The organism is Sporosarcina sp. FSL K6-5500, assembly GCF_038005665.1.
GTDB lineage: Bacteria > Bacillota > Bacilli > Bacillales_A > Planococcaceae > Sporosarcina > Sporosarcina psychrophila.
On the sequence record NZ_JBBOTP010000001.1, the window covers coordinates 2,277,101 to 2,296,073 of the forward strand.

Below are 18,973 nucleotides of genomic sequence, written 5' to 3' on the forward strand. Positions count from 1 at the left end.
GGGCGATAATAGATGAATAAAATAGCAGAAGACTTACTTATAGGTATGAACCCAGAACAAGCTCGCGCAGTGAAGAAAACAGAAGGTGCACTGCTTATTATGGCGGGTGCTGGCTCTGGTAAAACACGTGTCCTAACACATCGGATTGCCTATCTCGTCGTTGAGAAAAACATTTATCCTTCCAATATTCTCGCGATTACATTCACTAACAAAGCGGCACGTGAAATGCGTGACCGTATCGATGGACTGCTTGGTGCTGGCACAGGCGAGCGGATGTGGGTTTCGACATTCCACTCAATGTGTGTCCGAATACTGCGACGTAACGTTGATCGAATCGGTATTTCAACATCATTTTCGATTCTCGATTCAGCCGATCAATTGTCGGTCATTAAAAGCGTTTTGAAAACGTTGAACCTTGATGCGAAACAATACGAACCACGTTCAATGCTGAATGCTATTAGCTCAGCGAAAAACGAGTGTATTGATGCAGAAATGTACCGCGCACAAATCAACCCTCATAACCCCTATGAAAAAACGATTGCAGACGTCTATGATGGCTATGCAAAGCGGTTGCGTAAAAACCAATCATTTGATTTTGACGATTTAATCATGATGACGTTGGTCTTATTCGAACGTGTACCAGATGTCCTTGAATTTTATCAAAACAAATTCCAATACATTCATGTGGATGAATACCAGGATACAAATAACGCACAGTATAGGCTTGTTAATATGCTGGCGGCTAAATTTAAAAACTTATGTGTTGTTGGAGACTCTGACCAATCTATCTATAGATGGCGCGGTGCGGACATCGGCAATATTCTGTCCTTTGAAAAAGACTATAAAAATGCCGAAATGATTATGCTTGAACAAAACTATCGTTCGACACAACGCATCTTACAGGCAGCGAACGACGTCATAACAAATAACAAGAGCCGCTATGATAAAAAGCTACGCACAGATAATGAAGAAGGCGATTCAATTTATGTCTACAAAGCAAGCGATGAAAAAGATGAATCGCAGTTTGTCGTAGGTAAAGTTATTGAATTGCAAGAGCAGGAGAAACTAAAACTCGACCAATTTGCAGTTTTGTATCGTACAAATGCTCAGTCGCGCGTTATCGAGGAATATCTTGTGAAATCCAATCTCGATTACACAATTGTTGGTGGCACGAAGTTTTATGAACGGAAAGAGATTAAAGACTTGCTTGCATATTTAAAACTCGTATCCAACAATGACGATGATCTTGCACTGGCCCGGATTATTAATGAACCAAAGCGCAGTATTGGTGCTACTTCATTCGATAAAATGGCGCGCTTTGCAATTGAACATGACCGCTCCATTTTTGACGCATTACAAGAAGTTGACTTTATGGGCATTACGTCAAGAGCTGCAAATGAAGTTGCCAAGTTCCGTGAGCTGATCGCAGGATTTACTCGAATGCAGGAATACTTATCGGTGACTGAACTTGTTGAGCAAATACTTGATAAATCGGGTTACCGCGAAATGCTTCATCGTGAAAAAACAATTGAGTCAGAAAGTCGTCTGGAAAATATCGAAGAGTTTTTATCTGTAACGGAAGCTTTTGAAAAACGTGCAGAAGAAGATACAGGTGACAAATCATTAGTCGCCTTCCTGACAGATCTTGCGCTCATCGCAGATATTGATTCACTTGATAAAGAAGAGAACAAATCTACAGAGAAAATTGTCCTTATGACGATGCACGCCGCCAAAGGTCTTGAATTTCCTGTTGTCTTCATCATCGGAATGGAAGAAAACGTCTTTCCGCACTCCCGTTCAATGGGAGATGACGAGGAGATGGAAGAAGAAAGGCGTCTGGCGTATGTGGGAATCACGCGTGCAGAGCAAAAACTCTATCTAACTTCCGCATCGTACCGCACGCTTTATGGACGTGCGAGCTATAATAGCCCTTCACGTTTCATTGCAGAAATTTCGGATGACATTACGGAAATTGTTTCAAGAGATTCCGGATTCTCCATTGGAGGCGGATCCAAAGCACGTAATGAAGCACCTGTGCGATCTGCTGTTAAAAAGCCTGTATATAATACCAGTGGTGGAGACAAAATGGGATGGAGCCCTGGCGACAAAGCGGTTCACAAAAAGTGGGGAACCGGCATGATTGTCAGCGTAAAAGGGACAGGCGAAGAAGTAGAACTGGACATCGCATTTCCAAATCCAGTCGGAGTCAAACGTCTCTTAGCAAAATTTGCACCAATTGAAAAAGCATGATGGCTGAAGGAGAGAAAAAATCGATGGATCGACTTGAACTCGAAAAACGGGTGGAAGAATTGAATAACCTGCTTCATCAGTATGGTCATGCTTATTATTCGCTTGATAAACCGCTTACTTCCGACGCAATCTATGACCAATATATGCAGGAACTGTTGTCGATTGAAGCGGAAAATCCTGACCTCATTTATCCGGACTCCCCCTCACAGCGTGTAGGTGGAGAGATACTGAAGGGATTTGGAAAAGTCGTTCACGAGTTTCCGATGCTTAGTCTATCGAATGCATTCAATGAAGAAGATTTGAGAGAATTTGACAGGCGTGTTAAGGCGGCAGCAGGACACGATGTTTCGTATATTTGTGAACTAAAAATAGATGGGCTTGCTATTTCGCTCAGATATGTCGACGGAAAGTTTGTACAGGGCTCAACTCGTGGAGATGGTACGGTCGGGGAAGATATAACGGCAAGTTTAAAAACAATCCGGACAATCCCACTTCGACTGAAAGAATCTGTTGCGATTGAAGTTCGCGGCGAGGCTTATATGCCGAAGCAATCGTTCGTGAAATTGAATGCAATGCGCGACGAAGCCGGCGATGAGCCGTTCGCCAATCCACGTAACGCGGCGGCAGGCTCACTTCGCCAACTCGATCCAAAAATAGCGGCGAGCCGAAACTTGGCAATATTCGTTTATGGAATCGGTGGCGATGGAAGTTTATTCGGACAAGATAGTCATTCAGACTCACTAGATTACCTTGCTGCGCTTGGCTTTGAAACGAACAAAGAACGCAAGCGATGCGCCACAATTGAAGAAGTGATTGACTATGTTGGGGAGTGGGGGGAAAGCCGTTCCGCTCTTGACTATGAAATCGACGGGATTGTTGTAAAAGTCGATAACTTTGAGGATCAGGAACAGCTTGGATTTACGGCGAAAAGTCCGAAATGGGCGACTGCTTACAAGTTTCCCGCTGAGGAAGTCGTCACAACGTTGCTAGATATAGAGCTTAGTGTTGGCAGAACAGGTGTAGTGACTCCAACAGCTATACTTCAACCAGTTCTTGTCGCGGGATCGACTGTAGGACGCGCATCGTTGCATAATGAGGATCTCATTAAAGAAAAAGACGTTCGAATCGGCGACACAGTTATTATCCGAAAAGCAGGAGATATTATTCCGGAGGTAGTCGCTGCAATTGTGGAAAAACGCACTGGCGATGAAGTACCTTTTGAAATGCCAACGAACTGTCCTGTCTGTGATTCAGAACTCGTTCGAATCGAGGAAGAAGTTGCGATACGTTGTGTTAATCCACAATGTCCAGCACAGATGAAAGAAGCCATTATTCACTTCGTGTCCCGCAATGCAATGAATATCGAAGGAATTGGTGAACGGGTAGTTGACCTTTTGTACAAGGCAGATCTTGTCCACGACGTCTCGGATCTATATACGCTGACAAGAGAGCAATTAATTGAACTCGAACGGATGGGTGAAAAATCCGTCTCGAATCTACTAACTGCAATTGAAGCATCAAAAGAAAATTCACTTGAAAAAATGCTCTTTGGACTAGGTATCCGCCATGTAGGTGAAAAAGCGGCAGCAATACTTGCGGAGGAGTTCGGAACACTTGCTGATCTAATGGTAGCCGATGCAGAGCGGCTTGTAACCATCCACGAAATCGGGGACAAGGTAGCCGATTCAATTACGACCTATTTTAGCAATGAAAAAGTTCTTGAAGTGCTTCGAAAGCTGGAGGCTTACGGATTGAATACAGCCTATAAAGGACGCAGGCGGCAAGATGTACCGACAGACGGCCTATTTTCTGGCAAGACTGTTGTCCTAACAGGGAAACTATCCATTTTGACCCGTGGCGAAGCGAAAGAGAAAATCGAAGCATTCGGCGGAAAAGTGAGTGGTAGCGTGAGTAAAAAGACAGATCTTGTGATTGCAGGGGAAGACGCCGGCTCGAAATTGGCAAAAGCCGAGGAGCTTGAAATTACTGTGTGGAATGAAGCTGAGTTGATTGAAGCACTTGGCGAAAAGGAGTAATTATATGATGAGAAAAATAGGTATACTACCTGGACTTGCAGCCATTCTTCTACTTGGAGGGTGTCTTCCTTCATTCGGAACGGAGAAAGAGGAAGCCGTCCAGGAGAACGACGAAAGCATTGAAGAGACTGTCATGATACCGGATGTCCAATTAAAAGAAGAGTTTTACAAGACACCTATCTCTTTCAAGAAAAGTGCGAGTCGTGGTCTAATCGTAAACAATATCTATACAAAATACGATATGCAGGAAGCAGAGGAAGGGCTCTTACGTCTTTCCAATCAGCATTTTAATCCGAAAAACCATTACTTTCAGGAAGGGCAACATATCGACAAGGAGACTGCCCAGGCCTGGCTGTCAAGAAGTTCAGCGAATAAAGCTGGTTTGAATCCACCCATCGAGGAAGGCATGAGCGAAGAGACAGCCTCGGAAGTGGCGCCGAATTATCTGGCCCATATCGTCGAACAGAACTACCTCGTAATGACGGATGACAAGAAACTCCATCTTGCCGGGATTTCCGTCGGTCTAGCACTTAATTCAACCAGCTATTCGAGAAGTGGAAAAGAGACCAAAATAACGGATAAGGTACTTGAGAAGCAAGGTATGAAAATGGCTGAAGAAGTTGTAAAGCGGCTGCGTACACAGGAAGGGCTATCAGATATCCCGATTGTTGTCGGACTGTTTAAGCAAGAGAGCCGCAACTCCATTGTCCCGGGCACTTATTTTGCAACAGCCATCGCTGGAAAAGGGCAATCGGCACCGACAGGTTGGAAAGTAGTTAACGAGAAGTATGTTGTTTTCCCAGCGTCTTCTGCGAATGGCGAATATAGGGAAATGAATACTACATTTGATAGCTTTAAACAGGATATCGATGCGTATTTCCCGAGTTTCGTCAACGTCATAGGCACCGGATTTTATAAAGACAACAACTTAAAGTCGCTTGAAATAAAAGTACCAATCCAATTCTTTGGTACAAGTGAAACGATCGGTTTCACGCAATATATGACGTCACTCGTTAATCAACATTTCCCGAATGTGCATACAGAAGTAAGTATAACGTCCGTCAATGGACCGGAAGCATTAATCGTGAAAGAGGCAGATAATGATAAGCCATTCGTTCATATTTACGGCTATTGATCAACATAACTTTTCATCATAATAGGAAGATGATATGATTAACCGTACAATTCAAAGAGGAGGAGGAGAAACAATGACACAATTGACGATAGATGAAGTGAAACGTCACGCAGGTCTTGCAAGGATTGCTATGACAGACGCTGAGGCAGAAATGTTTGCTGAGCAACTCGAAGATATGATTGGATTTTCCATTAAACTAGAAGAAGTGGACACTGAGCAGATTGCTCCAATGACACATCCACTACCGCTTTTCAATGTATTACGTAAGGATATTCCGACAGACGCACTTGACAGGGAAGAGATGCTGAAGAGCGTGAAAGAGCATGAAGACGGACAAATCAAAGTGCCGACTATCATTTGATGAATGGATTTAAGGAGGAAGAAAAATGACGTTATTTGAAAAGACGGCAACAGAACTTCAGTCGCTATTACATAATCGGGAAGTATCTGTCAAAGAACTGACGGAGGAGTCACTAGCCCGTATTGAAAAGATGGATGGAAAAGTACAAGCTTTCCTCTCAACAAATGGCGAACAGGCACTCGCTAAAGCGGAAGAATTGGACAACCAGCCATTAGAAGGACGGGGACCTCTATTCGGGTTACCGATCGGTCTGAAAGATAATATCGTTACAAAAGGCATTGTTACAACTGCTGCTAGTAAGATGCTTGAAGGCTTCGTACCAGTTTACGATGCGACAGTGGTTGATAAAATCAATGAAGCAGGAATGGTAACAATCGGGAAACTGAATATGGATGAATTTGCGATGGGATCGACGACAGAAAGATCTGCATTCCAAACGACACATAATCCATGGAATCTTGATTACGTTCCCGGAGGTTCATCAGGCGGTTCGGCGGCGGCAGTTGCAGCCGGCGAAGTAGCATTCGCACTTGGTTCAGATACAGGCGGCTCTGTCCGTCAACCCGCTGCATTCTGTGGCGTTGTCGGCATGAAGCCAACATACGGTCGCGTGTCTCGTTCAGGTCTTGTTGCTTTCGCATCATCACTAGACCAAATTGGTCCGATTACGCGCAACGTTGAAGACAATGCATTGCTACTAAGTGCAATTGCAGGCTTAGATGCAAAAGATTCATCTACATCTCCGCAGGCTGTTCCTGATTTCCGTGCTGCACTAACCGGCGACATCAAAGGCTTAAAAATCGGCGTTCCAGCCGAGTATTTAGGTGAAGGCGTATCTGAAGAAGCGAAAAATGCAGTATTGGAAGCGCTCAAAGTACTCGAATCACTTGGTGCCGAGTGGGAAGAAGTTTCACTTCCACATTCGAAGTATGCATCTGAAGTCTACTATGTCATATCATCTTCTGAAGCATCATCGAATCTTGCTCGTTTTGACGGGATTCGTTACGGTTATCGTGCTGAAGGCGTCAAGGATCTTGAAGAATTATACGCGCGTACACGTTCTGAAGCTTTTGGCAATGAAGTGAAAAAACGTATTTTATTCGGTATGTATTCATTAGGTGCAGCTCAACACGGTGGTTTATATGTGAAATCGCAAAAAGTACGTACACTCATTGCACAAGACTTTGCTACTCTTTTCGAAAAATACGATGTAATCATCGGACCTTCATCTGCGACAACGGCTTATAAAATTGGTGAAAAACTAGAAGATCCGTTGACGCTGTATGCAAACGACATTTTAACAGTTCCGATTAACCTTGCGGGTGTACCGGCAATTTCGGTTCCATGCGGATTTTCGAATGGACTTCCACTTGGTCTTCAAATTATCGGGAAACATTACGATGAAGCGACACTCTACAAAGTTGCACATGCTTACGAACAAGCGACTGATTTCCATACACAAACTCCAGTCATATGGGAGGGGAAATAATAATGAACTTTGAAACAGTAGTAGGACTTGAAGTCCACGTAGAACTTAAAACAAATTCGAAAATCATGTCCCCAGCTCATGCACATTTTGGTGCGGAACCAAACATGAACATTCATGTGATTGACTTGGCTTATCCAGGTGTATTACCGGTGATGAACGAACAAGCAGTTGATTTCGGTATGAAAGCTGCAATGGCACTTAACTGTGAAATTGCGCCTATTACTAATTTCGACCGTAAGCATTACTTCTATCCCGATAATCCGAAAGCTTACCAAATCTCTCAAGATGACCGTCCAATTGGTGCAAACGGTTGGGTAGAAATCGAAGTTGATGGTAAAAAGAAAAAGATTCGTATTGAACGCGTTCACCTTGAAGAAGATGCAGGGAAATTAACACATACCGATGAAGGTCACTCGCTTGTTGACTTAAACAGACAAGGTGTACCATTAATTGAAATTGTAACTGAAGCTGATGTACGGTCTCCTGAAGAAGCGTATGCTTTCCTTGAAAAATTGAAAGCTATCATTCAATACACAGGTGTTTCCGATGTCCGTATGGAAGAAGGATCACTCCGTTGTGACGCCAACATTTCTATCCGTCCGTTTGGACAAGAGGAATTTGGAACGAAAACGGAATTGAAAAACTTGAACTCATTCAACTTCGTTCGTAGAGGAATCGCATATGAAGTGGATCGTCAAGAAGAAGTTTTATTATCCGGTGGTAAAATCGAACAGCAAACACGCCGTTACGATGAAGCAACAGGTAAAACAATTCTTATGCGTGTCAAAGGTCCAGCGAATGATTATCGCTTTATTCCAGAACCTGATTTGACAGATATTCATATCGATGAGGCATGGATGGCACGTGTTCGTGCTGAAATTCCAGAACTTCCGGACGCTCGTAAGGACCGTTATATCAACGACCTTGACTTACCTGCTTACGATGCGATGGTATTGACACTGACAAAAGATATGTCTGATTTCTTCGAAGCAACTGTTACGGCGGGAGCGGATGCGAAGCTTGCATCTAACTGGCTTATGGGTGAAGTTTCAGCTTATCTAAATGCAGAGGCAAAAGAACTTGATGCTACGGCATTAACGCCTGAAGGACTTGCAAGTATGATTAAGCTGATTACAGATGGTACAATTTCATCTAAAATCGCGAAAAAAGTGTTCAAGGAATTGATTGATAACGGCGGAAATGCAGCAGACATCGTCAAAGAAAAAGGGCTTGTCCAAATTTCTGATGAAGGCACGCTTCGAACAATCGTCACTGAAACATTAGATGCAAATGAACAATCGATTGAAGACTATAAAAACGGGAAAGAGCGCGCAGTAGGCTTCCTCGTTGGTCAAATTATGAAAGCGACGAAAGGGCAGGCAAACCCGCCACTCGTTAATAAAATTCTTCTTGAGGAAATTGCGAAGAGGTAACTAGAAAAGCGTAAGGCGCCTTGACACCATTTTTAGGCGAAAACTTATTATTTCCTATTTTTAATTGAGACGTTCTGCATAAGACTTTTCCAAGTCCCTGTACAGAGCGTCTTTTTTTAATCTCGTAATTTGATTCGCGGGAAGGGACGACGTACAATTAAAGAAAAGGAGTGTGGATGATTGATGAAAACTGAACAACAATACTTTGATGAAGCCATTTCACTCGAACAGTATATGAATAAGATGGAAAAACATAAAGAAGAAAGTTTTCGCATTTATGAACAATTCGAAGTGCCGGCAGATGATGAATTCATCGAGCTATTAAAAGCAAAGAAACCGAATATCTTAGTCATTACGGAAGATTGGTGCGGAGACGCTATGATGAATAATCCGGTTCTTCGAAGAATAGCGGAAGCCGCGGGTCTTGACGTACGTACGGCATACCGTGATGCAGATACGGACTTAATCGACAAACATCTGACAAATGGAGGTAGGTCGATTCCTGTATACTTATTGCTTGATGAAGACGGGGAAGTCGAGGCGAAATGGGGACCGCGAGCAGCTGCCATTCAAGAATATGTTTTAGAATTGCGCAAAGACTTACCTGCAGCTGATTCAACAGTTTATAAAGAAAAACAACAGGCATTCATCGAGCGGATTACTGCCGAATATACATCCAAGCCAGAGCTGTGGTTGACAGTATACGATGACATTCGTAAAACATTCTTACCGGTATTGCAGAAACAATCTTAAGTGCCAAGTGGCATGTCTTATTAATCGAGCATTTTAGCTGATTCTTTTAAAAAACATATGTACGAATAGAGGGAATTACGGATGAAACGAGCAAGAATTATTTATAATCCGACGTCGGGACGCGAAGCATTCCGCAAACACCTGGGTGAGGTACTCGAGAAGCTTGAAAAGGCCGGTTATGAAACATCTTGTCATGCGACAACGTGTGAAGGAGATGCAACAGAAGCAGCTAAACATGCTGTAGAAGCTGGTTTTGACCTTGTAATTGCTTCAGGTGGGGATGGCACATTGAACGAAGTCATCGCGGGCGTGAGTCCATTTGACAATCGTCCCAAAGTTGGACTTATTCCTACTGGAACGACGAACGACTTTGCGCGCGCGTTACGTATTCCTCGTGATATTAACGAAGCGGTAGATATTATCATTCGTGGAGAAACGATACCTGTCGATGTTGGTTTAATGAACGATCGCCACTTTATTAACATTGCAGGTGGCGGCAGATTGACCGAATTGACATATGATGTCCCAAGCAGATTGAAGACAGTACTTGGGCAGCTTGCTTATTATTTAAAAGGTATTGAGATGTTGCCGTCGATCCACTCTACTCACGTCAAGATTGAATACGATGGTGAAGTATTTGAGGATGAAGCAATGATGTTTCTCGTCGGCTTAACGAATTCAGTCGGCGGCTTTGAAAAACTTGCCCCTGGTTCAAGCATTAATGACGGGAAATTCACTTTGCTCATCCTGAAAAAGTGTAATATCGCTGAATTCATACGTGTTGTTTCGCTTGCTCTCAGAGGTGAGCATCTAGATGATCCGCTTGTTATTTCAACTAAAGCAGAAAAGATTACAGTGACATCTACTGAAAAGGTTCTCCTAAATCTGGATGGAGAATACGGTGGAGTATTACCGGCAAGGTTTGAAAATCTTTACAGGCATATTGAGATGTTTGTTCCTATGAGTGAATTACGGAATGAGGATCGAGTAGACCTACCGGATTCTTCTGTAGAGTCGTAAATTGCAGTCAGGATTAGGTAGTTAGTGGATTGGACAAAATGAGCTGTAAGGATGCCGAAAGTGGGCATTCCTACAGCTCATTTTCTAAAAAAGATAAGAAAATATAAGAATGTCACTTTGGAGCAGTGTCTAGGCTAGGTAGCTTTAAAGTACAGTACAGCTGTGGGGCTTGAAGTAGGCCATGCAAGGATGCAGGTATGAGTGGGGAGGGATTTGAATTACATCCCTCCTTGTTGCGACAGGACGGCGCCTTGCGCTTTTCTATGTCCAGACTCCAGCCGCTCGGAGGCCCACAGGATGTGGGTCACGTAGCCGTTGCCGCAGGACGCGGCGTACTTAGGCTAGGTTCCTTGAAAACAATCCAGCTATATGGCAAAGAGCGCCATGCCGCTAGATTGATTTATGCCTGTCGCGTCTTGCGGGCGCCTTTCGCTTTTCAATGTCTAGACTCCAGGCGCCAGTCCCTCGGGTTATAAGTCGTTTTGCTGTGGGGCTGAAGTACGCCTCCTCACAAACCGTCTTATACCTGTCAGGGCTGGACGGCGCCTTTCGCTTTTCTTAAATAAATTCTATTGCCTGATCTTGATTGACGGCTAGTTCGGGCAACTTGTTGATGGGTACCCAGCGATGGCAAAATATCATACCGTCGTCTTCGCCACCTCCATATACACGGTGTTCCCACCCATCATGTTCTTTACCGATAAACGTGAGGTGAAAAATATTCCTTTCATAGATAACATTCTTATGTTCAGGGAAGTAATTCGATTTAATAACTTTCCCTTTCAACTCTAAATCTTCTCTATTAATACCTGTTTCTTCTTCGATTTCCCGATATAATGCGTCTATCAGAAGCTCGTCAACTTCAATTGTTCCTCCGGGGACCTGTAAGCCGGCGTTAGGATTATCTTTATGCTCGAACACCAGAATTTCACGCTTGGTACCCTCACCTTTTGTAATATAAGCTAATACTTTTCTTTTTAGTTCCACTGTGTTCACCCCGCTTTAGTTTATTAAATATACACAATATTCCGTCCTCCGGCAAGCAGGTACTTTGCTACATATTTGTTGAAATAAAGAATTTCATTGAATTCATTAAAGCTATTCATTGTTGAACGCCTTCGTTCACTTTTTATATTGGTATTCACTTGTTCAATATGTCTAGTCACAAATAGTTCATGTAAATCGTTTTAAACGTAACTACTGGGTGGTATAGAGGGTATACAATAGAATCATGATGTATTTGAAAGGACATGGTGCAAGTGTACAAAATACATGAAAAAAGACTTATATGGCTTGCATTTATTATTGCAGGAATTATGCTGTTATCAATTTTCGGTAAAATCTTCGGGAGCTAAAGGGGGATACGCAGATGGGAAATGAAGAAGCAGTCTTTTTTTCAAGGGTCTTAACCGAAACAACTTTATCATTCCATATTATTTATGCAACAATTGGCGTCGGAGTACCGTTGATGATTATGATCGCACAATGGGTTGGCATAAAGAAAAACGATGATCACTATATTTTACTTGCACGACGTTGGGCAAGAGGTTTTATCATTACAGTTGCCGTTGGTGTCGTAACAGGAACCGCAATCGGTTTACAATTATCCTTGTTATGGCCTAATTTCATGGAACTTGCAGGGAACGTCATTGCACTTCCGTTATTTATGGAGACGTTTGCATTCTTTTTTGAAGCAATTTTCCTCGGTATTTACTTATATACATGGGATCGTTTTGAAAACCAAAAGAAACATTTTCTATTACTTATTCCGGTTGCCATCGGAGCATCCTTTTCTGCGGTGTTCATCACAATCGTTAACGCATTCATGAATGCACCAAGAGGGTTTGATATCGTTAATGGTGAATTCGTTAACGTCAATCCGCTACTTGCGATGTTCAATCCAGCGATGCCGACGAAAGTGGCACACGTTGTTGCGACTTCTTATATGACAGCTGCTTTTGTGCTTGCAGCGATTGCAGCGTTCCGCCTGTTAAAAGGTTCGAATCATGAGTACCATAAAAAAGCACTTTATCTAACGATGAAAGTTGGACTTGTCTTTGCAATTGCATCAGCAATTATCGGTGACTTCTCAGGGAAATATTTAGCGGAGTATCAACCTGAGAAATTGGCTGCCGCAGAATGGCATCTTGAAACAAGTGAAAATGCGCCGCTGATAATGTACGGCATTCTCAAAGATGGAGAAGTTAAATATGCCATCGAAATACCATATGCATTATCATTCCTTGCACACGGTAGTTTTACTCAAGAGGTAGCTGGTCTGGATCAATTCCCTGAAGATGAAGTTCCGCCACTTTACATCCATTACTTATTCGACATAATGGTGTCAATTGGTATTTGGATGACCCTTCTATCGGGCGTATTTTGGTTGGGGGTTCAACGAGGTTGGAAAATGGTTTCTACGAAATGGTTCCGCTGGCTTATCGTACTCGGTGGTCCGCTAACGCTAGTAGCGATTGAAGCCGGTTGGTGGCTTGCTGAAGTTGGTAGACAGCCATGGATTCTAAGAGGCATTATGCGAACGCAGGACGCTGCTACGACGAGCGGACATGTTGACTCCATGCTTATCTTGTTCTGCTTGCTTTATCTTGTCCTAGGAGTCGGTAGTATAGTCGTACTGAGAAAAATGTTCCGCAACAATCCAGTTGAACGTGAAATTGAAGATCGTGATACGGAGAAAGGCGGCGACGTGCTATGACACTTGAGATACTAGGCATATCCGTTCTATGGACTTTCCTGTTCGGTTATATACTGATTGGTGCCATTGATTTTGGAGCAGGTTTTTTCAATGCCTACAGCACGCTCACTGGCCGTCAGCATATTTTGACCAACATTATTCAGCGCTATTTATCGCCTGTTTGGGAAGTGACCAACGTTTTCTTAGTGTTCTTCTTTGTGGGGATTATTGGGTTTTTCCCGAAAACAGCGTTTTATTATGGAACGACGTTATTAATCCCCGTCAGCATTGGGATTATCCTACTGGCCATCCGTGGTTCCTATTATGCATTTGAGACATATGGGGCGCGTGGACACAAAGGGTATTCGTTCATGTACGGCCTTGCCGGAATACTTATTCCAGCATCGCTGTCCATCGTACTTACCATTTCTGAAGGTGGATTTATCGACATGGTAAACGGCAATCCCGTACTCGATTATTGGAGGCTGTTCTCCAGTCCGTTGACCTGGTCGATCGTTGTGCTAAGCATCGCCGCAACGCTTTATATATCGGCGGTATTCCTGACTTGGTATGCGAATAAAGCACGTGATGTTGCAGCGACGAATATGATTCGGAAATATGCGCTCATCTGGGCATTGCCGACAATTATCACAGCAGGGGGCATTATATTCGAACTAAGAAATCACAATCCGGAACATTACACTAACATCCAAAACTTCTGGCCGATGTTCCTTATCTCGTTTATCATGTTCATCGGAACGGTTTGGCTAATCTGGAAGCGCCGTAATTACGGTCTCGCGTTCCTATTGCTAGTGGGCCAGTTTGCCTTCGCCTTCTTTGGCTATGGTGCGTCCCATTATCCATACTTGTTGTACCCGTACTTGACGATTTACGACAGCTTCACGAACCCGGCCATGGCCATCTCGCTTATCGTGGTGTTCATCATGGGACTTGGGCTGCTGATTCCGTCATTGTACTTGCTCATGCGTCTATTCCTATTCGATAAAGACTACGTCCGCGGAAAAGGCGACTACCACGCATAAGGAGGAATGGTCCATGAATCACTTTTTAATGTTTTACGCACCTTTCATCGTCCTCATCGGGGGACTCGTCGTTGCGTTCGTTATTGCACCAATGGACGGAGCCATAAAGAAGCAGATTGAAAAAGAAAAGTAAAAGAGAGCAGACGTCGATTGTGGCGTCTGTTTTTTGTTGGTGATCAGTAGGCGGGCGTATGTGGGTGCGAACCGATCATATAAGAAGGCAACCGATCGTAAGCGTGTGCGAACCGATCCTAAAAGTAGGCAACCGATCCTAAGTGTACACTGACCGATCATATAGGTTAGTTTACCGATTATATGGGTAGACCAACCGAGCATATACAAGTGCCGACTAGCCAAAAAAAATCTACTCCCACAGTAAAGTACATGTATTGTCTAATAGATGCCCATGCGACATCTGTTTTTTCACCCTCAGCATGGTAAACTAAAGACATCTGAAATTTGGAGGAAAATATAATGTCATATAGTGTAAATAGAAACGATCGTCTCAGCGTCTACGTAGAAGATTTAACGCACGATGGTTCGGGCGTAGCAAAAGTGGACGGCTATCCGCTTTTCATCCCCGGTGTGCTTCCAGGCGAAGAGGTTGATATACAAGTAGGTAAAACATTGAAAAATTACGGCTTTGGCAGGCTGTTAACTATAACGAAAGCATCCCCTGATCGTGTAAAACCGCCTTGTCATGTATTCTCAGAATGCGGTGGATGTCAGATGCAACACTTGTCTTACGAAGGTCAACTTGTGCAAAAGCGTAAAACAGTACGTGATGTAATGGACCGTGTCGCAAAACTCCCCCATGTGCCAGTGCACCCAGTAAAAGGGATGGACGACCCTTGGCGCTACCGCAATAAATCACAAATACCTTTCAGTGAGCGGGATGGCAAAGTTGTTTCTGGATTTTATAAATCGCGTACACATCACATCGTTGACACAGATATCTGTCTCATCCAAAGTCATGAAGCAGATGACCTAATGGCTATGTTGAAATATGAGCTACATGCAATCGGCGTTGATGCCTATGATGAAAAGACTCACTTAGGTTTGCTTCGTCACTTAATTGTCCGGAAAGGACGTACCTCAGGCGAAGTAATGGTTGTTTTAGTAACGCGCAAAAAGAAATTTACGCAAAAAGATGCAGCCATAGAACTTATTAAACGTGTCGTTCCAAATGTAACGTCAATTATGCAAAACTTTAACACCGAGAGAACGAACGTTATTTTCGGTGATGAAACAGTTTTGTTATTCGGGAAACCGGTTATTGTCGATTCAATCGGCAACATCGATTTCGAAATATCTGCACGCTCTTTCTACCAAGTGAACCCTGTACAGACGGAAGTTCTTTACGGACAGGCACTAGAGTACGCACAGCTAACAGGAAATGAATCTGTCATCGATGCGTATTGCGGTATTGGTACAATTTCGTTGTTCATCGCACAAAAAGCAAAAGAAGTTTATGGCGTTGAAATCGTTCCCGAAGCAATCGAAGACGCTAAACGCAACGCGGAATTGAATGGCATAAATAACGCGCATTTCGAAGCAGGCCCTGCTGAAGTCGTCATTCCGAAATGGTATGCAGATGGCAAACGATTCGACGTGCTGGTTGTTGATCCACCGCGTAAAGGCTGCGACGAAGAACTTTTGAAAACAATTTTGGAGTATAAGCCAAAACGTGTTGTTTACGTATCATGTAATCCAGGTACACTTGCACGGGATTTACGCATACTTGAAGATGGCGGTTATCGCACGCAGGAAGTACAGCCGGTTGATATGTTCCCTCATTCGAGTCATGTGGAGTGCTGTGCGTTGCTCGAACTAGCTGACTAATCCTATATTAAGCGTGTCTTTGAACATAGCTTTTATTTGGATGGTTCTTGGGTATATCTAATTTAATGTTTTCTGAAATATAAAAAGCAGACGGCTTAGAAGTGCGATAATGCACCTCTAATTGGCCGTCTGCTTTTACTATTATTTTATGAATGAAGCGAGCTAATATTGTTGGGGTTAACTCTTTAATGGGCTTCTTTGGATTAAGTTGACTAAGGATATAAGCCTTCACTTCTTCCTCGTCTACAACGATCCCAGAAGCCTCAGATTTCAATTGCTCTAGTTTCTTGACTAATTGCTCTATTTTTGGATTCAACTGCATGATAAGCCCATCATATGCGTCTTGATCAATTTTCTCATCTAATAGCATATCTAGCGCTTTTTGTTTGCGAGCTTTCAAAGAATCCAGCTCAACTTGCATTACCTCACTATTCGAAAGGGATTTTACTTTAGCTATTTCTTTTTTTGTACGAGCAGCTAGCAATTTTTCGGTAGCTGCATTTGAAATGTTTGAGAAATAGAGTTGATTTAAGTCATCCAATAGCACTTGACTTAATAATAGCTCCTTTGGTCGGAAGTTATCAGGGCAAGCCTTTTTACCAAATTTATTTTGCCTACCACAAACATAACGATCTCGCTTAAAGTGCATTCCTGCACCGCACGTTCCACAAAAGAGTAAGCCCGTAAATAGATGTGTATTCTGCTGTGAGCGAATTTGTTTACGGGATTGTATCAATTGTTGAACAAGGTTGAAATCTTCCTCAGCAATTATTGGCTCATGTGTATTTTCACGTATAATCCAATCCTCAGGTTTATTTACAATCCGCTTATTTGTGGCTGGCGAAATCGTAGTAGTTTTTTTTGCTATTAAGCACCCTGTGTAGATTTCACGTTCCAAAATTTGACGGATGGTTGAACCATGCCAAAAGACACCAGCATTTTTTTGTCCTTTACGCAGTGCAGGTGTGGGGACGTTTTCGTTATAAAGAGAACGACCAATTGCATCAAAACTTTTTCCAACAATATATTCTTCGTAAATTCGCTTTACGATTTCTGCACTACCATCATTAGAAATGAGTAGTTGTCCATTATTTAAATCGTATCCATAGGGGGCGTCGTCGAAGCGGCCAGACTTTGCGCGAACGTAATAAGATTCCTTAATCCGTTTACTTGTACGTGCCGCCTCTACTTCTGAAAGCCAAGCAAATAATCCAAAATTCATAGCATTGTCCTCAAAGGTGTTAATTGCCCCATCTAGCGTAATGAAATGAATTTGATTCATTATTAGAACATTTTTAAACTCATATGAAAATTCCCCGTTACGAGAAATACGGGATAGTTCTTTAGCGACGACGACATCAAACTTTTTATCTTTGGCATCTTGGATAAGCTCCTGAATTCCATCTCGATTAGATTTCGAACCTGATTTTACATCGGTATAAACTTTGTAAAGCTCCCAGCCTTTATCTTGAATGAAATTGTCAAAGAGCTTTATTTGCGTTGGAATAGACGTTTTTTGTCCATCAGATCCAGTTGATACACGGGCATAAACTGCACACCTCATGTTATACATCCTCCTTGTCAGAAGATGTAGTAGAGTTCACCTTGATATAAGCATAAAACTGTTCAATATAAGTGTCAAACAGGACTTCAAATGTTTGTGAAATTGCAATAATGGGATCATCATCAGCAAAGTTTCGTTTAATTTTCATGTTTCCCTCCGAAAAGTGTTAAATAAATTCTTTTGGCCAAAAGTAAAAATATTATAGTCGCTTTTTTTTCTTATTCTAATAGCTCTTATTAGGTATAAAGAATCATTCGTTGTGTTAAGGAAGGTTTTGAATGAAAAAAGGTAGCAGAATTAACTAACGGGTTCGGAACATGGGGAGAAAAGTACAATTAACAACGTAAATCACAGGTTAATCAGCACGTGCTTCAACAGTGAAATAACTATTAAAAAAAACAAGTAAAAGCGCTCAGAAATCTAAGCGCTTTTTGGCGAAATATTTTACTATCCTTATTGAACTAAAGCACCCGTTAGTTGAATAAGAAAAGAAACGCTTCTTCCACAATCGCGCCCAATTGTGGAACTGCGGTATCTAAAATTACAAGCCCTTTTTATAAATCTTATAGCCAGCTACCACACCTATTATTATCAATAAAATGGCGAATAGGTTTATTACAATAAAATTCATTACATAGTCGCTTGGAGAATAGCCTCCTGCCGCTGCAGCTTGATAAGCAGCGAATCCTAACATTGGCATCACCTTATTTAAAATGCTTGTTGTAAATAGTATAGAGACTCCGATAACAGCTATTAAATTACAAAAGAAAAAAAGTATCTTATTCATCAGAACTTCTCCTTCCCGCACTTCTGAACTTCAACTAAATGGCCCGATTGTTGAATACAAGTTAAACAACACTGTTCAACTAACCTGCCCCTTTAGTTCAATAAGAAAAAGGCTTTACTCCTTCTTGAAGTAAAGCACCCGTTAGTTTAATAAATGCCCGCTTATCATAACCAATTATTCACGTAAGCAACTAATCCAATAATAGCGCCAATTGTGGCACCGAAAAATACATAATAGCTTGTTTTTACATTGGCAATGCTATATTTGTTTTTTGTATTACCCATTAACAATCCCTCCTACACAGACTAATAACCACATCTTACCATATTTTCCCATTGAACTCCATCGTTAGTTCGTCAAGTCTTGTGCAATAAAATGGTCCGATTGTTGAACACAAGTTAAACAACCATCTTCAACTAACCTGCCCCGTTAGCTGAATAACCTTATTTCATAATCTTTAATATATTTTAGCATAGATTTCTCGTCTTCATTCTATTTTTTCCCAATATCCAATTAGCAAGTGTTTTAACAACGGAATTAACAAAGGCACATAAATTTATGCGCT

The 18,973-nt window shown here is 42.3% G+C and carries 16 protein-coding genes; 12 read left to right on the forward strand and 4 right to left on the reverse strand.

Annotation, left to right across the window (positions count from 1 at the left end; genetic code table 11):
• The first annotated feature begins 12 nt into the window (after positions 1–12).
• From pcrA to MKX62_RS10765, 8 genes are all read left to right on the forward strand, one after another.
• A complete protein-coding gene (pcrA, locus tag MKX62_RS10730) occupies positions 13–2,250 on the forward strand; it encodes a DNA helicase PcrA (RefSeq protein WP_067205617.1) in 2,238 nt (745 codons plus the stop codon).
• A gap of 23 nt (positions 2,251–2,273) precedes the next feature.
• A complete protein-coding gene (gene ligA / locus MKX62_RS10735) occupies positions 2,274–4,286 on the forward strand; it encodes an NAD-dependent DNA ligase LigA (RefSeq protein ID WP_067205618.1) in 2,013 nt (670 codons plus the stop codon).
• A gap of 4 nt (positions 4,287–4,290) precedes the next feature.
• Entirely contained in the window at positions 4,291–5,421 is a 1,131-nt protein-coding gene (locus tag MKX62_RS10740) for a CamS family sex pheromone protein (protein WP_335339512.1), read from the forward strand.
• A gap of 73 nt (positions 5,422–5,494) precedes the next feature.
• Positions 5,495–5,782, forward strand: coding sequence for an Asp-tRNA(Asn)/Glu-tRNA(Gln) amidotransferase subunit GatC (gatC, locus tag MKX62_RS10745; RefSeq protein WP_067205624.1), 288 nt, complete (start codon positions 5,495–5,497; stop codon positions 5,780–5,782).
• 25 nt (positions 5,783–5,807) lie between these two features.
• Positions 5,808–7,271, forward strand: coding sequence for an Asp-tRNA(Asn)/Glu-tRNA(Gln) amidotransferase subunit GatA (gene gatA, locus MKX62_RS10750; protein WP_067205626.1), 1,464 nt, complete (start codon positions 5,808–5,810; stop codon positions 7,269–7,271).
• Between the two features lie 2 nt (positions 7,272–7,273).
• On the forward strand, positions 7,274–8,704 hold the full coding sequence (gene gatB / locus MKX62_RS10755) for an Asp-tRNA(Asn)/Glu-tRNA(Gln) amidotransferase subunit GatB (protein WP_187046607.1): 1,431 nt from the start codon (positions 7,274–7,276) through the stop codon (positions 8,702–8,704).
• A 183-nt stretch (positions 8,705–8,887) separates the two neighbouring features.
• Positions 8,888–9,457 (forward strand): thioredoxin family protein, encoded by a 570-nt coding sequence (locus MKX62_RS10760; protein ID WP_338656938.1) that lies wholly within the window; start codon positions 8,888–8,890, stop codon positions 9,455–9,457.
• 81 nt (positions 9,458–9,538) lie between these two features.
• Complete coding sequence (locus MKX62_RS10765) at positions 9,539–10,477, forward strand: diacylglycerol kinase (RefSeq protein WP_067205634.1); 939 nt, start codon at positions 9,539–9,541, stop codon at positions 10,475–10,477.
• 558 nt (positions 10,478–11,035) lie between these two features.
• On the opposite strand, the gene MKX62_RS10770 is transcribed toward MKX62_RS10765, so the two are convergent.
• The gene (locus MKX62_RS10770; RefSeq protein WP_340741377.1) at positions 11,036–11,464 is read right to left on the reverse strand and encodes an NUDIX hydrolase; all 429 of its coding nucleotides are present in this window, start codon (positions 11,462–11,464) and stop codon (positions 11,036–11,038) included.
• Between the two features lie 382 nt (positions 11,465–11,846).
• Here MKX62_RS10770 and MKX62_RS10775 point away from each other — a divergent pair, with 382 nt between their 5' ends.
• The 4 genes from MKX62_RS10775 (at position 11,847) to rlmD (ending at position 16,057) form a co-directional block, all read left to right on the forward strand.
• Complete coding sequence (locus MKX62_RS10775; protein ID WP_187046609.1) at positions 11,847–13,193, forward strand: cytochrome ubiquinol oxidase subunit I; 1,347 nt, start codon at positions 11,847–11,849, stop codon at positions 13,191–13,193.
• Positions 13,190–14,215: a cytochrome d ubiquinol oxidase subunit II gene (locus tag MKX62_RS10780; RefSeq protein WP_067205642.1), complete on the forward strand. Its 1,026-nt coding sequence runs from the start codon at positions 13,190–13,192 to the stop codon at positions 14,213–14,215. Before MKX62_RS10775 ends, MKX62_RS10780 begins: the two co-directional genes overlap by 4 nt.
• Positions 14,216–14,228: 13 nt before the next feature.
• The gene (gene cydS, locus MKX62_RS24430) at positions 14,229–14,348 is read left to right on the forward strand and encodes a cytochrome bd oxidase small subunit CydS (RefSeq protein ID WP_399630682.1); all 120 of its coding nucleotides are present in this window, start codon (positions 14,229–14,231) and stop codon (positions 14,346–14,348) included.
• A 341-nt stretch (positions 14,349–14,689) separates the two neighbouring features.
• Positions 14,690–16,057 carry a 23S rRNA (uracil(1939)-C(5))-methyltransferase RlmD gene (rlmD, locus tag MKX62_RS10785; RefSeq protein WP_340741378.1) on the forward strand — a complete coding sequence of 456 codons (1,368 nt, stop codon included), beginning with the start codon at positions 14,690–14,692 and terminating at the stop codon, positions 16,055–16,057.
• Positions 16,058–16,064: 7 nt separating this feature from the next.
• Here rlmD and MKX62_RS10790 read toward each other — a convergent pair whose 3' ends face one another.
• The 3 genes from MKX62_RS10790 to MKX62_RS10800 all read right to left on the reverse strand — a co-directional run bounded on the left by MKX62_RS10790 (position 16,065) and on the right by MKX62_RS10800 (position 18,408).
• The gene (locus MKX62_RS10790) at positions 16,065–17,621 is read right to left on the reverse strand and encodes a recombinase family protein (protein ID WP_340741379.1); all 1,557 of its coding nucleotides are present in this window, start codon (positions 17,619–17,621) and stop codon (positions 16,065–16,067) included.
• Position 17,622: 1 nt separating this feature from the next.
• A complete protein-coding gene (locus tag MKX62_RS10795) occupies positions 17,623–17,769 on the reverse strand; it encodes a hypothetical protein (RefSeq protein ID WP_340741380.1) in 147 nt (48 codons plus the stop codon).
• A 393-nt stretch (positions 17,770–18,162) separates the two neighbouring features.
• Complete coding sequence (locus tag MKX62_RS10800; RefSeq protein ID WP_340741381.1) at positions 18,163–18,408, reverse strand: hypothetical protein; 246 nt, start codon at positions 18,406–18,408, stop codon at positions 18,163–18,165.
• Positions 18,409–18,973: the final 565 nt, after the last annotated feature.

Coding starts and splice junctions, on each gene's coding strand:
- MKX62_RS10780 (WP_067205642.1), top strand. CDS start 13,190: ATGACACTTGAGATACTAGGCATATCCGTTCTATGGACTTTCCTGTTC.
- MKX62_RS10765 (WP_067205634.1), top strand. CDS start 9,539: ATGAAACGAGCAAGAATTATTTATAATCCGACGTCGGGACGCGAAGCA.
- pcrA (WP_067205617.1), top strand. CDS start 13: ATGAATAAAATAGCAGAAGACTTACTTATAGGTATGAACCCAGAACAA.
- MKX62_RS10790 (WP_340741379.1), bottom strand. CDS start 17,621: ATGAGGTGTGCAGTTTATGCCCGTGTATCAACTGGATCTGATGGACAA.
- gatC (WP_067205624.1), top strand. CDS start 5,495: ATGACACAATTGACGATAGATGAAGTGAAACGTCACGCAGGTCTTGCA.
- ligA (WP_067205618.1), top strand. CDS start 2,274: ATGGATCGACTTGAACTCGAAAAACGGGTGGAAGAATTGAATAACCTG.
- rlmD (WP_340741378.1), top strand. CDS start 14,690: ATGTCATATAGTGTAAATAGAAACGATCGTCTCAGCGTCTACGTAGAA.
- cydS (WP_399630682.1), top strand. CDS start 14,229: ATGAATCACTTTTTAATGTTTTACGCACCTTTCATCGTCCTCATCGGG.
- MKX62_RS10795 (WP_340741380.1), bottom strand. CDS start 17,769: ATGAAAATTAAACGAAACTTTGCTGATGATGATCCCATTATTGCAATT.
- gatA (WP_067205626.1), top strand. CDS start 5,808: ATGACGTTATTTGAAAAGACGGCAACAGAACTTCAGTCGCTATTACAT.
- gatB (WP_187046607.1), top strand. CDS start 7,274: ATGAACTTTGAAACAGTAGTAGGACTTGAAGTCCACGTAGAACTTAAA.
- MKX62_RS10775 (WP_187046609.1), top strand. CDS start 11,847: ATGGGAAATGAAGAAGCAGTCTTTTTTTCAAGGGTCTTAACCGAAACA.
- MKX62_RS10740 (WP_335339512.1), top strand. CDS start 4,291: ATGATGAGAAAAATAGGTATACTACCTGGACTTGCAGCCATTCTTCTA.
- MKX62_RS10760 (WP_338656938.1), top strand. CDS start 8,888: ATGAAAACTGAACAACAATACTTTGATGAAGCCATTTCACTCGAACAG.
- MKX62_RS10800 (WP_340741381.1), bottom strand. CDS start 18,408: ATGAATAAGATACTTTTTTTCTTTTGTAATTTAATAGCTGTTATCGGA.